The 15,927-nt window shown below is 61.2% G+C and carries 12 protein-coding genes; 8 read left to right on the forward strand and 4 right to left on the reverse strand.

The window, feature by feature from the left end; all coding sequences use genetic code 11:
• Nucleotides 1-385: 385 nt before the first annotated feature.
• Nucleotides 386-1,987, reverse strand: coding sequence for a potassium/proton antiporter (locus ACEXKH_RS08965; RefSeq protein WP_373573858.1), 1,602 nt, complete (start codon nt 1,985-1,987; stop codon nt 386-388).
• A 325-nt stretch (nt 1,988-2,312) separates the two neighbouring features.
• On the opposite strand from ACEXKH_RS08965, the gene ACEXKH_RS08970 reads away from it, so the two are divergent.
• Entirely contained in the window at nt 2,313-3,152 is an 840-nt protein-coding gene (locus tag ACEXKH_RS08970; protein WP_373573859.1) for a metallophosphoesterase, read from the forward strand.
• 195 nt (nt 3,153-3,347) lie between these two features.
• On the opposite strand, the gene ACEXKH_RS08975 is transcribed toward ACEXKH_RS08970, so the two are convergent.
• On the reverse strand, nt 3,348-4,922 hold the full coding sequence (locus ACEXKH_RS08975) for a lipopolysaccharide biosynthesis protein (protein ID WP_373573860.1): 1,575 nt from the start codon (nt 4,920-4,922) through the stop codon (nt 3,348-3,350).
• A 178-nt stretch (nt 4,923-5,100) separates the two neighbouring features.
• Between ACEXKH_RS08975 and ACEXKH_RS08980 the strand changes: the two genes are divergently transcribed.
• The 6 genes from ACEXKH_RS08980 (at nt 5,101) to ACEXKH_RS09005 (ending at nt 11,535) form a co-directional block, all read left to right on the forward strand.
• Nucleotides 5,101-6,672 (forward strand): L-lactate permease, encoded by a 1,572-nt coding sequence (locus tag ACEXKH_RS08980; RefSeq protein WP_373573861.1) that lies wholly within the window; start codon nt 5,101-5,103, stop codon nt 6,670-6,672.
• Between the two features lie 251 nt (nt 6,673-6,923).
• Complete coding sequence (gene pckA / locus ACEXKH_RS08985) at nt 6,924-8,594, forward strand: phosphoenolpyruvate carboxykinase (ATP) (RefSeq protein ID WP_373573862.1); 1,671 nt, start codon at nt 6,924-6,926, stop codon at nt 8,592-8,594.
• Between the two features lie 227 nt (nt 8,595-8,821).
• Complete coding sequence (locus ACEXKH_RS08990) at nt 8,822-9,541, forward strand: B3/B4 domain-containing protein (protein ID WP_373573863.1); 720 nt, start codon at nt 8,822-8,824, stop codon at nt 9,539-9,541.
• 169 nt (nt 9,542-9,710) lie between these two features.
• Nucleotides 9,711-10,160, forward strand: a complete 450-nt coding sequence (locus tag ACEXKH_RS08995; protein WP_217751042.1) for a MarR family winged helix-turn-helix transcriptional regulator — start codon at nt 9,711-9,713, stop codon at nt 10,158-10,160.
• Between the two features lie 119 nt (nt 10,161-10,279).
• Complete coding sequence (locus ACEXKH_RS09000) at nt 10,280-11,134, forward strand: DegV family protein (protein WP_373573864.1); 855 nt, start codon at nt 10,280-10,282, stop codon at nt 11,132-11,134.
• Nucleotides 11,135-11,214: 80 nt separating this feature from the next.
• The gene (locus tag ACEXKH_RS09005) at nt 11,215-11,535 is read left to right on the forward strand and encodes an MGMT family protein (RefSeq protein WP_373573865.1); all 321 of its coding nucleotides are present in this window, start codon (nt 11,215-11,217) and stop codon (nt 11,533-11,535) included.
• Between the two features lie 394 nt (nt 11,536-11,929).
• Here the strand turns inward: ACEXKH_RS09005 and trpS are convergent, their stop codons facing one another.
• Together trpS and ACEXKH_RS09015 are read right to left on the reverse strand one after the other, a co-directional pair.
• Nucleotides 11,930-12,979: a tryptophan--tRNA ligase gene (gene trpS / locus ACEXKH_RS09010; protein ID WP_089572045.1), complete on the reverse strand. Its 1,050-nt coding sequence runs from the start codon at nt 12,977-12,979 to the stop codon at nt 11,930-11,932.
• Between the two features lie 160 nt (nt 12,980-13,139).
• Entirely contained in the window at nt 13,140-14,339 is a 1,200-nt protein-coding gene (locus ACEXKH_RS09015) for an MraY family glycosyltransferase (protein ID WP_373573866.1), read from the reverse strand.
• 534 nt (nt 14,340-14,873) lie between these two features.
• Between ACEXKH_RS09015 and ACEXKH_RS09020 the strand changes: the two genes are divergently transcribed.
• The gene (locus ACEXKH_RS09020; protein ID WP_373573867.1) at nt 14,874-15,812 is read left to right on the forward strand and encodes a radical SAM protein; all 939 of its coding nucleotides are present in this window, start codon (nt 14,874-14,876) and stop codon (nt 15,810-15,812) included.
• Nucleotides 15,813-15,927: the final 115 nt, after the last annotated feature.

Genomic DNA, 15,927 nt, shown 5'->3' on the forward strand with positions numbered 1-15,927 from the left:
TAGAGAACTGTTTAGTCTTGACTCGCACAAAAAATGCCGGGGGTAAGACCCCGGCTCTTGGAGGCCCCTCTTTTTGGAGAGTACCGATTTCTTTATAGCATGAGATCGGACGGCTTTCAAATGGCGCCATGTGGATGGGATGGCGCGCCTGAAAAAGCCCTCAATGAATGGCATCTAACTAGCGTTCGTGATATAAAGAAGTCGGTCATCTCAAAAGAGAAGGCTTCCAAGTGCCGGGGACGTTTTCCCGGCTTTTTTCATTTCGGTGTCAATTCAAATGTTTTTCAACCCATCCCCTTAATAACTTGCGGTGAAATAGGGACTGTTTAGGCTGCTAGAAGGCCTATTCAGTCCCTATCTCACCGCAACTTATGGGCGGGGATGGCTATGATGCCAGCGTGGCGATGACGGCTTCGTCGCCGGCGTATATGAGGGTGTTGCCGTCGGGGATGATCGTTTGGCCGTCGCGCTTGAGCATTACCACGATAAACGGGTGCTTGCCCTGCGGCACGTCGCGCAGGCGCTGACCGGCCAGATGTCCATGGGGCGTTACGGTGACCTCGCGTAGCGTAACCCCGGCACGCTCTTCAAACGTCGGGGCAGCCATCACCAACAGGTCGCCTTCTTCGATCACGGTATCCCCGTTGGGCAGCACCGGGTGTGCGCCATCGCGCAGCACCAAGACCACCAGCATGTCCGTGACGCTGCCAACATCGGCGAGCGAGCGACCGGCAAACGGATGTCCAGCTCCCACCTTGAGCTTGACGAACGACATACCTTCTTCGTCGCGGTAATCGTTAAAAGTGCGGCGCACGTCGCCGGCCGCATCTATCATGTCGAGCTTCTTCGCCACTGCGGGCAGCAGCGATCCCTGCACCACAATGCTCGACACGGCAATTACAAACACCAGGTCAAATAGGTCGTGACCTCCGGGAACGCTGGCCACCACGGCAAAGAGACTAAAGACGACCGATGCTGCTCCGCGCAGGCCCGCCCAGCTTACGAGCGCCACCTGGCGAGGGTTTGTCTTAAAGGGCGCCAGCAGCAGACCGACGGCGATGGGGCGGCTCACGAAGAGCATAAAAGCCATGAGTGCCAGGCCCGGCAGCAGCATTTGCGGCAGCCGGGCGGGCGTCACGAGCAGGCCGAGCAAAAAGAAGATGGTCATCTCGGCCATCTCGGTGAGGGTGTCGAAGAAGTGCGCCAGCTCGACCTTACCGGTGATGTCGCTCGCGCCTAGCACGATGCCGGCAAGGTACACGGCCAAAAAGCCGTTGCCGCCCAGGTAGCTCGGCAGCGCGTAGGCAACGATCGCCACGGCGAACAAGAAGATGGTCTGCGCACCTTCGGCTGTTGCATGCGCGCGCTCGATAAGGCGGCCTGATGTCCAGCCGATGGCAAGGCCCAGGCCCACGCCTAGGATGATCTGCTTGGCCAGCAGCACGGGGATGTTAATGTCGCCGCCGGCCGCGAGTGTGGCGAGCACGGCGGTGAGCATATAGGCGACGGGATCGTTGGAGCCCGATTCGACCTCGAGCAGTGAGTCGGTGCCACCTCTCAGCGACAGACTGTGCTCGCGCAGCACGCTAAAGACGCTCGCCGCATCGGTAGACGCCACGACCGATCCCAGCAGCAGGCCGCCGATCCAGTCGAAGCCCAGCACGAAGTGCGCAAAGGCGCCCGTGATGCCGGCGGTGGCGACAACGCCGAGTGTGCTCAGCAGCACTGCCGGCGCGGTGACGGGTTTGGCGCGGTCGATGTTGGTGTTAAAGCCGCCGTAGAACATGATGAACAGCAGCGCCGTGCTGCAGACGGTTTCGGTGAGCGCATAGTCGCTAAAGTCGATATGCGCCGGACCGTTGACGCCCAGCAGCATGCCCAGCGCGATAAAGATGAGCAGGGTGGGGAAGGGGAGCTTTTTGCCGACGGGTTTGATGGTCAGGCACAGAATGATGACGAGGCCGATAAAGAGAAGTATCTGGTTCATGGATAGTGTCCGCTCCTGGGTGGTTGGCGTGGCACGGTCAGTTATCTGCGTTTATTTGTACCCAAAGATGGTGGGTTTAAGGGCCTGGATTGCGGGCGTGCGCATTTTCGACACGAGGCGGAGGTGCGGGCGGCGCTGGTTGAGGCGCTGTGTCAGACGGCGTGGCGTGAGCGGTGCGGGTTGGCAGGCGTGCGCCGGCGACCGTTGACGGTATGCAACCCTTTCCAGCTTTATTGCTACGGAGTACAATGGGTAACGTTTAAGTTCAACTTGAAGTTTTAGTTGCGGCTCCGGGCTTCGGCAGCAATGTAAAGAGAGGCGTTTCATGGCGATCTATGTGACATCCGATGCTCACGGGCACGTGCGTGCGCTTGACGAGGCCCTGTCCAAGATTTCGCTGGCGTCCGACGATACGCTGTATGTGCTGGGCGACATGATCGATCGCGGGCCCGATCCGGTCGGCGTTATTAAGCTCGTGCGCTCGCTACCCAACGCTCGCGTGCTCAAGGGCAATCACGAGCAGATCATGCTCGACGCCATCATTGGCCAGGATCCGCTCGATGCCGAGACCTGGGATATCAACGGCGGTTGGACCACCCGTCAGCAGCTCAACGATATGGAATTCGAGGCGTACGAGGAGCTTGTGCGTTGGATGGCGACGCTGCCGCTCTACGCGGTGGCCGAGACTGACGAGCGTCCGTACCTGTTGGTACATGCCGGCATCCAAACCGAGGCGGCGCGGGCGTTTTTGCTTGAACACGGGGTTGATTGTGCCGATGGTGCGGGAGCGGTGGATGCCGATCGCGAGCTACTGCAGCAGATGCTTGCGGTGCAGTCGTCCGATGACCTGCTGTGGATTCGTCACGGCTATTGGGATGCGCCGACGGGGTTGCTTTCTGCCGAGGGCAAGGGTCCGGTCGCGGTGAGCGGCCACACGCCAACGGTGTCGCTCGGGCGTTATTGCGAGGCGGGCGGCCTGGCGGGGCTTGATGAGGAGTCGGGCCGAGGGCAGATCGTGCGCCTGGGCGGCGAGGACACCGCCGGCGTGCCCGACCGCATCGACATCGACTGCGCCGCCGCAACGGGCTCCGAGTTCGGCCGCGTGGGCATCCTTCGCCTAGACGACGGGGCCGAGTTCTACGCGAACATCAACCCGGGCGAATAACCTTGTTCCGCCGTTCTACCGAACGGCGGTCACGTTGACGCTGCGCAGCCCCGAAGCACCCCATCTTGTCGCTCAAACCGTCGCTCGCGTACAGAAGTACGCGTCGCTCCTCTTTCGCGCCAACCTGGGGCACTTCGAGACTGCTCGCTGTCGGTGCCAAAACATCGACGTTTCTTTTCTTCAAATTGATTCGAATTAGGCGCCGTATGGGTTGCGGTCGCGCTCGATGCGTTGGCGGATGTGGGCGTACTCGATAATCAGCAGCACCAGGAGTAGGGCCATGATGGCTAGGTAGCTCACCACAGCGCCCATCAGACTCAGCAGCTTAATCAGGATCACCGGCAGCACCACGCTTACGGCGAAGCAAATCAGGTAGATCTTGGTGACGTCGCCGGCGTGGCGCAGCACCGTGATGATGGCGTAGATAAAGTCGATTGCCGCGGTGACGCCGCCGGCGACGACCATTAGCAGCGCCAGCGTGCGGTAGCGCTCAAAGTTAAGGCCGTACATAAAGCTCATGATGGGGATGCCGGGGCCTGCCATAAATGCGGCGCACGCTCCGGTAATGACCACGATTAGTGCCATAACGGCAACAATAATCAGGTCAAAGCGGCGACGCTTACGCGGATTCGCCCAAATGCTCGACAGACGCAGGAGCTGCGGTTTATAGATAAATCCAATGCTCAGCAAAATAGCCTGCGCCGGAAAGAACAACGCATTAAAGTACAGCTGATACTTGTAGGCCAGCGTGCCTTCCATCACGAACTTGGGCATGCTCTCGATAAGGTTGAACAGGAACAGCGCACCAAAGAGCGGGGCGCACTGGACAAACAGGTAGCCGACCTCGCGCAGGCTCACGCGGCGCGATTTTTCAGTTTCGAGCAGGGCGAGCGGGGCGGTGACCAGCACGAGCGAGACGATGGCGGCGACGCCCATGGCCATGGCCGCGATGGGCATGCTGCGCGTGAGGAACAGCGCCACGCTAAAGACCGCGATGACGCCGATGGAACGCAGCGTTTGGCTCATGCCGGCCAAATAGAGCTTGTCGGCCTGCTGCAGGCGGCCCTCGTACACGTCGGCGATGCCGTCGATCACCTTATAGAGGTAGACACCCAGGCCGATCGTGGCCATCTGCGCATCGTAGCCGCGGGCGCTGCTGTACATGAGGCCGCATGCCAGCGCGAGCGCTCCGCAGAGCCAGCGGTTGAGCTGGTAGGAGGCGAAGGAGGTTTTTTCGTCGATGTCCGAGACCTGAAAGTTGCGCACGCCGTAGTTGCACGCGATCATGATGAGCGTGCCGGTGACAAAGGCGATGGAGAACTTGCCGGCCTCCTCGGCGCCCGCGAGCTGCGTGGACACGATGGTGAGCAGCGGAAACGCCAAGCCCCACACGGCGGTGCCGAGGGTGTTCCAAAGATAGTCGCGACTGGTGGCGTGCTCCTCGTATTCCGCTTCCTGCATGGAGAAGCCGCCGCCGTAGACGGCGCCGAGCAGACGGTTCCACCAGGCATTGACCATGCGGTGGATGGGGCCGGGTTGGCGATCGCGCTCGCGGCGACGGCGTGTGGCCTGGCTGCTGTCGGGGCCGCCGGCGTTGCGCTGACTCAGCTCCTGGATGCGCGCGAGCTCTTCGGCCGTGTGGGAGGCAGGGAAGAGGCCGTTCTCGATGCGTCCGCCCTGCCCGTGCGCTCCGCCCGATACGGCGGGGTCGGCGACGCCATTGCGGCGGGCGATGGCGCGGCGGATGCTATCGAGGGGCGTGATACTCAAGGAGGTTCCTTTCTCTTGCTGCGCTCTAGTATAGCTGCGGTGGTATCGATTCGTGTTTTTGAACAGGTTGTTCAATAATTTCGGCGGGCGGCTGTAATTTGTCGGTAAACGTGCGGTATCCTGTTGAGGTTTTGTGACCCCCCGATGCCGCTTGCGCGGTACCAAGGAGTTTTTACCTATGGATGTCGCTGCGTTTTTGCTGGCTCTTGTGCCGATCATCTGGCTCGTCGTGATGCTGCTGTGCTTTAAATGGCCGGCTTGGAAGGCCGCCATTGGCTCGTTCGCCCTTTCGTGCGTGCTCGCCTTTGCGTGGTGGCACCTGCCGGCGGTGCAGATAGCCACGGCCTCGCTCGAGGGCTTTTTGATGGCCCTGTGGCCCATCGTGCTCGTGATTATCGCCGCGGTGTTCACGTATAACCTGTGTGTGCGCACGGGTGCCATGGACGTGATCGGCAGTATGATCACCTCCATCAGCAGCGACCGCCGTCTGTTGGCGCTGCTCGTGGCTTGGTGCTTCGGTGGCTTTATGGAGGGCATGGCCGGCTTTGGCACTGCCGTTGCCATTCCCGCCGGCATGCTCGCGGGCCTTGGTTTTGAGGCCGTGCCTGCCGTGCTGATCTGCCTGCTGGCCAACGGCGTGCCCACGCCCTACGGCTCCATTGGCATCCCCACGGTGTCCGTTGCCGACCTGGTGGGTCTGGATTCCCTGCATCTGGCGACCGTTCAGCTGGTGCAGCTCGCGCCCTTCTTTGTGGCGATGCCGCTGCTTATCGTGCTGGTTGCGGGTCGTGTTGCCGATGACCAGGGCAATGTTGCAAGCATTGCCGAACGCCTGCACGGCGTAGCCGGCGTGGCGCTGCTTTCCGGTGTGTCCTTTGTAGGTGCGGCCCTGGTCGTTGCCATGTTTGTGGGTCCCGAGCTTGCCGTAGTTGTGGGCTCCATCGTGTCACTTGCGCTGACTGCCGTGCTCGCCATGCGTGCCGAGAAGTCGGGGCATTTGGATGCGCGCTTCCATATGAATATCGAGGCCGGCGAACAGCTCACCCTTAAATCGGCGCTTTCGGCCTGGTCGTGCTTTATCTTGATTTTTGTATTGCTGCTGGGTACGTCCAACTTGGTGCCCGTCGTGCACGCCGCGCTCGCTCCGTTTGCGAGCCACGTGCAGGTGTATTGCGGCGAGAACCCCGGTACGCTTACGTTTTCGTGGATCAACACACCGGGTGTCTGGATCTTCCTGGCCGCGTTTATCGGCGGTGCGATTCAGGGCGCTTCGCCGCGTCTAATGGGCGAGGTGCTGGCCGCGACCGTCAAGCAGATGATGCCGACGGTAATTACGATGCTTTCGGTGCTGGGCTGTGCCAAGGTGATGGGCTATGCGGGCATGATTTCTTCGATCAGCGCGTTTTGCATTGCGGTCGCCGGTGGGCTGTACCCGATTCTGGCCCCGTGGATCGGTGCCGTCGGTGCGTTCGTGACCGGTTCGGGCACGTCCTCGGGCATGCTGTTTGGTCCCATCCAGAGCCAGGCCGCTTCGGCGCTGGGTGTGAGTGACTACTGGATGGTCGCGCTGAACGCCCTGGGTGTCGCCGCCGGTAAGATGATTTCGCCGCAGACCCTCGCCATTGGTCTTGCCGCCGTGCACGTGCGCGGTAAGGACGCCGAACTCTTGGGCGCGGTGCTGCCCTACGCCGCCGGCATGCTGGTCCTCATGAGCGTCATCGCCATGCTCGGCCAAGACCTGTCGCTGTAGCCGGCACTTTGGGAACGTCCCTAAGTGCCGGCATCTAGGGACACTCCTTGGCTGTTGCCTGCTCAAGAGTCTCCCCAACGACCAGTCGTTTAAGAACGCCCCCAATGACTAGGCCGCTTGCGTGCGATTTTTGACCGTTGGGCGGGCGCTTCGCCGTTGCCGCAAAAACGTTTTTGCATATCGGGTACAACGGGCTTTACGTGAGTAAAGTGTGCGCCGCGTCCACGTGTCGCGCTTTTAAAGGAGGCCCCATGCCTGGTGTTACCCCTGCAGAAGTTCTATCCAACTTTGGCATTACGCTGGTCGAAGATCCCGCCGAGAACCAGCCCCGCCTGCTGGTTGACCTGCCGGCAGCCGAGCTCGTCGAGCATGCCATCCGCCGCAACGAAGGCCGCATGGCCTCCAACGGCGCACTGGTGATCGAGACGGGGGAGCGCACTGGCCGCTCGCCTAACGACCGCTTTATCGTCGATACGACCGACGTGCACGACAAAATCGCCTGGGGTGCCGTTAACCGCCCGCTTTCTGCCGAGAGCTACGAGGCCATCAAGGCCGGCATCGTCGACTATCTCAACGAGCGCGACGTGTTCGTCACCCGCGGTATGGCCGGCGCTGACCGCAACCATACGCGTCGCCTGCTTGTCGCCTGCGAGCGTGCCAGCCAGGCGCTCTTTATTAAGCAGATGCTCGCCCGCCCGCTTGCCCGCGAAATCGCACGCACCGGCGAGCCGGACTTCTGCGTCCTTGCCGCGCCCGGCTATCAGTGTGACCCTGCCATCAAGGGCCTCAACTCCAGCGCCGCCGTGGTCATCAACTTCCAGGAGCGCGTGATTCTGGTCGCTGGCACTGGCTACTCCGGCGAGATCAAAAAGTCCATCTTCAGTGTCATGAATTACTTGCTGCCCGTCGAGGACGACGTTCTGCCTATGCATTGCTCGGCCAGTATGGACCCCGTCACGCATGAGACCGCCGTGTTCTTTGGCCTGTCCGGCACCGGCAAGACCACGCTTTCGGCCAACCCCACGCGTCTGCTGATTGGCGACGACGAGCACGGCTGGTCCGACATGGGCATCTTTAACGTCGAGGGCGGCTGCTACGCCAAGTGCGAAGGCCTGGACGCGTTCCACGAGCCCGAGATCTTCAACGCCGTTCGTTTTGGCGCCATCTGTGAAAACGTGGTACTCGATGAGAATCGCAAGCCTAACTACGACGACGTCTCGATCACGCACAATACGCGCGTGGCCTACCCCGTCGAGCATATCCCCAACGCGTGGACCAAGGGCATGGGCACCACTCCGAGCGTCGTGCTGTTCCTGACCTGCGACGCCTTTGGCGTGTTGCCGCCCATCTCGCGCCTGACGGCCGACGCCGCCATGTACCACTTTGTGACGGGCTTCACCGCCAAGATCCCCGGCACCGAGGTCGGCGTCACCGAGCCCACGCCCACGTTCTCCTCGCTGTTTGGCGAGCCGTTTATGCCGCTCGACCCCATGGTCTACGCTAAGATGCTCGGCGAGCGCATCGCCGACGGCCGCACCCGCGTCTACCTGGTCAACACCGGCTGGATTGGCGGCGGCTACGGCGTGGGCCATCGCATCGAGCTGGCCTACACGCGCTCACTGGTCGCTCGCGCCCTCGACGGTACCATCGAGGACAGCGAGTTTGTGCACGACGATATCTTTAATGTCGACATTCCCACTACGTGCCACGGTGTGCCCGACGGCATCCTGGTGCCGCGCCAGTACTGGCAGAGCACCGCGCGCTACGACGAGGCAGCGCACAACCTGGCCGTGATGTTCGAGGAGAACTTCGAGAAGAAGTACTCGCACCTGCCCGAGTCCGTCAAGGCCGCCGGCCCGCACGCCCAGGTGCCCGCCGAGGCCCGTCATCGCGGCCGCGGCCTGCTGGGACTCCGCCACTAGCGTCGCCTTGGACCCAAAACCACCACAAAGGGGACAGGCACCTTTGTGGTGGTTTTGCTTGGGCGGATGACTCAGGTTACAATACGCCTGACATATCGCCCCCTTCTCCGGATGGGGGCAGCGTAAGCGCTCTTGTGGCGGCACCGTAGGACTTTGAAGGTGGCCGCTGTGAGGGCGCTTTTTGTTTAGGCGCCCGGGCTCGGGCGCACGCTATGAAGGGAGAGCATATGAAGAGTTTCGTTGCCGAGGATTCGTTTTGGGAGCTGTTTCCGCAGGCAGCGATCGGTGTGGTGGTCGTAAAGGGCATGAAGCCCGCGGTGCAGATTTCCCAGGAGGACGTGGATGCGATTGCCGCGCTGCTCGACCGCGCCAATATCGATGCGGAGCGTCACCTGACGAGTGATACCATCAGCGAGAATGTGCCGGTTAAGGCCTGGCGTGACGCGTACCGGCTGTTCAAGACTAAAAAGGGCGCGCGTTGCTCAGTTGAGAACCTGCTCAAGCGCGTGCTCAAAGGCAAGCCGGTCGGCCACATCACGCCGGCGGTGGATATCTACAACACGATTTCGTTGACTTATGCGTTGCCCGTTGGCGGTGAGGATTTGCATGCTATTGAGGGCAATCTGCGCCTGGCGGTGACCGACGGCGGCGACGCGTTCTTGCCACTTGGCGAGGAGGCGGATGATCCGACGCTGCCCGGTGAGCTTGCCTACATCGATGATGCGGGCGCCGTGTGCCGTTGCTGGAACTGGCGCGATGGCGTTCGAACGGCTCTGTCCGACGATTCGGCCGATGCGTTCCTGGCGATTGAGTGCGTGGAGCCCGAGCGGATGGGGGATTGCCAGGCCGCGATCGATCGCTTGGCCGAGCTGCTGGAACGATATCTGGGAGCGACGGTCGTCGTTAAGACGCTTGTAACGCGCGACAATCCCTGCGTGGAGCTGTAGCGGCGTCTAGAACCTATTGATGCCCCAAACCACCACAAAGGTGCCTGTCCCCTTTGTGGTGGTTTTTATGTTGATGGGTTAACAAATGGGATGTTTGGGTATGGGTGTTGCCTTCTGCGTCTAAGATGTTTACCCGTTAGCATCATGTAAGCGAAAGGCGGTCGTCACCATGCAGTGGAACGACGAGACACGTTTTGAGGACTTTGTCGGACTGATCAGCGGCCTCTACAAGGAGATTCAGCGCATCAAGACGTCCGAAGGTGCAAGGCTCGGCCTTAAGGGCTCCGACGTCATGTGCCTGTACTATCTTGAACGCAGCAAGGACGGCCTGACTGGCGCCGACCTCGCCCGCATGGCCGGCGTTACCCGAGCCGCCGTTTCGCGCACACTGGCACATCTGGAGGAGGGCGGCTACGTCGAGGTCGATGATTCGGGTGATGCGGCCGTCAAGTACCGTGCCCCGGTGCGCCTGACTGCCCTGGGCGGTGAGAGCATGAGCGAGGCCGATCGCATCATTCGCGAAGTGCTCGACACCACCGGCAAGGCCATGGGTGTGGAGCAGCGCGAGCAGATGTATGCGTCGCTGCGTACGATCCTCAACACCCTGCGCGAGATCTAGAGCCGCGCTGGCGCAAGCTTTCAGCCAACAACCGCATCGTCCCGTTTGAGCGCGCACGCCGTGCCGGGACATTGTTGTCAAAATTCCCTGCGCGAGACCTGCGCAAGAAAGGATTCGTTATGTCCGTCCGCATTATTACCGATTCCGCAAGCGATATGTCGCCGGCGGAGCATCCCGCTCTGCGTGTTTTACCGCTGTCCGTCACCTTTGGTACCGATGTGTATATGGATGGCGTCGACATCGATCACCAGCGCTTTTACGAGATGCTCGTGGAGCGCGATGAACTGCCCAAGACCGGTCAGGTCAACCCGTACGCCTTTTCGCAGGCCATCGCCGAGGTTCGTGAAGCCGGCGACGAGGCGGTGATTATTACCGTGGGTGCCAAGCTTTCTGGCACCAACCAGAGTGCTCGCACCGCACTTGCCGAGGCGCCGGGCGGCGACGTGTATGTGGTGGATAGCAACAACGTCACCCTGGGCGAGCGCGTGCTGGTCGAGTATGCGCTGCGCTTGGTGGACGAGGGCCGTAGTGCGGCCCAGATCGCGGCAGCGGTCGAGGCCGTGCGCGACCGCGTGGTGGTTATCGGCCTGCTCGAGACGTTGGAGTATCTGGTGCGTGGCGGTCGTCTGTCTGCTGCGGCCGGCGCCGTGGGTACGCTGCTCAACGTGAAGCCGGTCGTGGCCGCCGAGGACGGCCTCATCGTGCAGTTGGGCAAGGCGCGCGGTTCCAAAAACGGTCGAAACTTGTTGAACCAGAAGGTCGAGCAGGCGGGTGGCATCGACTTTTCCATGCCGCTGGCGCTCGGCTATACGGGCCTTTCGGATGCGGTGCTCAAGAAGTATATCGAGGACAGTGCGGCGCTGTGGGCTGGCCACACCGAGGGCGAGCTGCCCGTCCACACTATCGGCGCCACCATCGGCACCCACGTAGGTCCCGGCGCCGTAGCCGTAGCCTTCTTCCAGCCCGCCAATTAACCGACTTGCCATAAACCACCACAAAGGGGACAGGCACCTTTGTGGTGGTTTATGCTTTTCCGGGTGGAAGGGAGTGAGCAATGGCGTCTGAGGGCTTTTTTGAGCGGGTGTACGAGGTGGTCGAGCAGATTCCCGAGGGGATGGTCGCCACGTACGGACAGGTGGCGCTGCTCGCCGGTCGTCCGCGAAGCGCGCGCTATGTGGGCTATGCGCTGCACAGCAATCCGCGCCCTGGTCTGATTCCCTGCCATCGTGTGGTGTTTGCCGATGGCCGTATTTGCGAGGGCTTTGCGTTTGGCGGCCCCGATGCTCAGCGTGCGCTCTTAACGGGGGAGGGCGTGACGTTTATCGATCCCATGCATGTTGATCTGTCCGCCTGTCGTTGGCCGGCCGGACTCTAACAGCTCTACCGTGGCTAAAACCACCACAAAGGTGCCTGTCTCCTTTGTGGTGGTTTTCCGTTGCAGGTTTACCGGAGCTAACTTATGGAGAAGGTATGGCGGCGCACATTGACGCTAGAAAGTAAACCACGGTGAACTATATTGGTTTCAGCAACGGAGCAGGCAATAGGCGATGAAAAAGCCTGCCCTGTTGAGTTTGATTCGCATTCCTCCCCTCTGTGCGATTCAACGGTGTACTTCGGGAACAGGCCCACTGGCAACTTACTGCCAGCGGGCCTGTTCCCGTTTGTCGGGGGAGTGCAACGGGCAGAGCCGAACCGGTCGGGCACCAAAAAAGGGCGGACGCCGTAGCGCCCGCCCTAAAACAATCGACAGCTCAAGCCAGCAGGTCGGTCTAGTACACCATGCCCATGGCGTCCTGAACCTCGGCCAGGGTCTGCTCGGCGATCTCGTTGGCGCGACGATTGCCCTCGTGCAGCACGTCCTTGACGTAATCCAGGTCGTTCTCGTAGCGCTGGCGACGCTCACGGATCGGGGCGAAGTACTCGTTGACGGCCTCGGTCACGTACTTCTTGAGCTGGCCGGAGCCGCCCATGCCGATCTCCTCGGCAATCTCGACCTCGGAACGACCGGTGCAGATGGCAGCCGTCGAAAGCAGGCCGGATACGCCGGGGCGGTTCTCAGGATCAAACGTGATCATGCGCTCGGAGTCGGTCTGGCTCTTCTTGATGCGCTTGGCCGTCTCCTCGGCGGTCATCGAAATATTGATGGCGTTGCCGTAGCTCTTGCTCATCTTGCGACCGTCAAGGCCGGGCAGCAGCGGGGTCTCGGACAGAAGCGCGTCGACCTCGGGGAACACCTTGCCGTAACGGTTGTTAAAGCGGCGTGCGATGGTGCGGGTGAGCTCGATGTGCGGCAGCTGGTCGCGACCGACCGGCACCACGTTGCCCTTGCAGAACAGAATGTCGCAGGCCTGGTGCACCGGGTAGGTGAGCAGAAGGCCGGTAAGCTCGTGGCCCGAGGCCTCCATCTCGGCCTTGACCGTGGGGTTGCGCGCCAGCTCGGCCTCGGACACCAGCGACAGGAACGGCAGCATGAGCTGGTTTGCGGCGGGCACGGCGGAGTGCGCGTAGATCATGGTCTTGTCGGGGTCGATGCCGCAGGCAAGGTAGTCCATGACCATGTTGTACACGTTGTCCTGGATGTGCTCGGTGGTGTCGCGGTCGGTGATGACCTGGTAGTCGGCGATGAGCACGTTGGTCTTGGCGCCCATGTTCTGCAGTTCAACACGGCCCTTGAGGGTGCCAAAGTAGTGGCCCAGGTGCAGGCGTCCGGTCGGGCGGTCGCCGGTGAGCATGGTGAACTTCTCGGGCGTCTTTGCCAGGCCCTCGCGAATGGCGTTGCTCTTTTGCAGCGCGACTTCGTAGCTGTTCTCGTTTGGCATGATTGCTCCTAACGTATGCGTATTGGTCAAGATAATAACGCGTTTATTGAAAGGGGTAAGGCGTAAGTAGGAGAGGGGCGGGAGAGGAGTGGCTTGTGCGATGGGTGCGGCGCAGCTGCGCTTGGCCAGTGGCGCCTGGACACATCCTCGGCGGCTTATCCTAGAGCTTGTGGTGGCGCTCCTCTTTGCGCTCCTCGGCTGCCTGCTCCTCCTGCTTAAAGGCGGGGTCGTCGGGGGTTACCAGCTCGTCCTCGTGTGTGCGCTTGTTGTAATGGTGGCGCAGGACGGGCTCAAACAGGTGCAGGTGCTTGGCGAAGGCCGCCGAGCCAATGGCGAGCACGACAAAGATGAGCACGCGCGTGGGCACCTCGACCTGATTGATGGCGGCGGCGCCGGCCGAAAGCATGATGCACCAGGCGTAGATGAGCAGCACGGCCTGCTTTTGGTTGTAACCCTCTTGGATTAGGCGGTGGTGGATATGGCCCTTGTCGGCCTGTCCGATGCTGATGTGGGCCCGCTTGCGGCGCACGATGGCGCTGAACGTGTCGATGATGGGCACGCCTGCCACGATGAGCGGGATGATGAGCGAGGTAAGCGCGGCGGTGCGGCTCACGTTAAGTAGCGAGATGGAGCCCAAAGCGAAGCCCAACAGCAGCGACCCCGAGTCGCCCAAGAAGATGCTCGCGGGGTTGAAGTTGTAATGCAGAAAAGCCACGCACGAGCCAAAGAGCGCGATGGAGAGCGCGGCGGCGTCGATGCGGCCCGAAAGCATGGCCATCGTGAACATGGTGAACGACGCGATGCCGCAAATGCCCGTGGCCAGGCCGTCGAGGCCGTCGATGAGGTTGATGATGTTGGTGAACGCCACCAGATAGATCACGGTGATGGGGTAGGCGAGCCAGCCGAGCATGATCTCGCCAGGAGCAAACGGGTTGATGATGACGCCGATTTTTAAGCCGCCGATGCAGGCGATGAGCGCGGCGAGGACCTGGCCGGCCAGCTTTTGCTTGGGCTTGAGCTGGAAGACGTCGTCAATCGCGCCGGTCGCAAAGATCACGGTAAAGGAGAGTGCCAGCACGGGGTAGCTGATGTGCAGGCGCGGGTGCGGCACCAAAACGGGCGGCCAGCCCAGGTACCAGGTGCCCAGGATCTGCACAATACAGGCGACGACGAGGCCCAAAAAGACCGCGGTGCCGCCCATGCGCGGGATGGGCTTAGTGTTGATACGGCGCTTGGAGGGATAGTCGACGGCGTCGAGCTTAATCGCCAGACGCTTGACCAGGGGCACCGTGAGGAGGGTCGTGATAAAAGCCGCGGCCGCCACGCATAGGTACGGTATGAAGCTCGTGGATGAAGCCATGAATCGAAAAACCGCCAAGCGTCGAAGGAAAAGGTCAAAGGGCGCTACGCGCAAAAGGGCATAGCTGACCCATGATACTCGACCGAGGGGGTGCGGGGGTTTGCGCCGTGCGATTATCACGCGCTTACCAGATATTGGGATGTTGGCGGGGGTTCTGCCGAGTGCCGTTGGGTGTCATACGGGATCTGCGATGGCTTTTTTGGCAAAATCGGTAAAAGAAAACCACCCCCCACGTTACGAAAATGAACCCACCTAAAACAGGTGGGTGCCCTCATCGACTGTTCCAGCGTCCTTAACAACGAAGGATACCTGTACTAAGTACGACTGTGTGGGCTCCCTAAATAAACGCGACGGTTCACCCAGTTGCTCCGCGGGGGGCGGAATACCTACATCATAAAGCGGCACTTTGTTGATTCCAGTCTTGACATTACAAAAATCGTGTCAGACGATTACGGCGCCTTGGGCTTGGAGTCGTCTGCGCGGTCCGGGCCTTTACGTTTGAGCTGCTGAATCGTTGTTTTGGAGCATGTTTTTATGCCGACGTCGTTGACCGAACTTTTTTCGCCCGCCTGCCATTTGTGTCCGCGCCGTTGCGGTGCGGCGCGCGACGAGGGCGCGCGTGGCGTGTGCGGCGCCGACAACACGCTTAAGGTCGCCCGCGCGGCGCTCCATATGTGGGAGGAGCCGCCCATCTCGGGTGAGGCCGGCTCGGGCACGATTTTCTTTAGCGGCTGTTCGCTCAAATGCGTCTACTGCCAAAACCACGAGATCTCGACGGGCAATTTCGGGCTTGAGATTTCGCCAGAGCGCCTGGTCGAGATTATGCTGGAGCTGCAGGACCAGGGTGCCAACAACATCAACCTGGTGACTGCGACGCATTACGCTCACCTGCTGCCGGCCGCGATTGCCGCAGCGCGGGCGCGCGGGCTGGACATCCCGATCGTCTACAACACGAGTGGCTATGAGCGGGCGAGTGCCGTGGCTGCGCTCGGCGATCTGGTCGACGTGTGGCTTACCGACTTTAAATATGCCGATGCCGGGCTTGCGCAGTCGCTTTCTCATATTAAGGATTACCCGCGCGTGGCCGTGTCGGGTCTGGCCCAGATGGCGCGCGAGATTGAGCGCCGCGGGGGAGGGCTGGTAGACGAGGACGGGCTCATGAGGCGCGGCATAATCGTGCGTCATCTGGTGCTGCCGGGGCATGCGGACGATTCGTGCCGCGTGTTGGACCTGGTGTGGCAGACGGTGGGCGACGTGCCGATCTCGGTCATGAACCAGTACACGCCCAATGCCCTCATGCGCGAACAAGGCGGCGACCTGGCGCGCGCCGTGACGCGCGAGGAGTACGAGCAGGTGCTCGACCATGCCGACGACCTGGGCTTTACGACGATGTTTTGGCAAGAAGGCGGTGCGGTAGACGAGAGCTTTACCCCGGCGTTCGACACCACCGGCGTCCTCACCAGCGCAAAGTAGCGCGTTCGCCGATGATTTTTCTGGGACGGGGATTAAAAAAGGCTCTGTTAGACCAGGATTGACATACATGTGTCCCCACGGTGCCATATCGTTGACCCCATAGACCGCGATGATG

Origin of the sequence: Collinsella aerofaciens ATCC 25986, assembly GCF_964259375.1 — a bacterium.
GTDB lineage: Bacteria > Actinomycetota > Coriobacteriia > Coriobacteriales > Coriobacteriaceae > Collinsella > Collinsella aerofaciens_BO.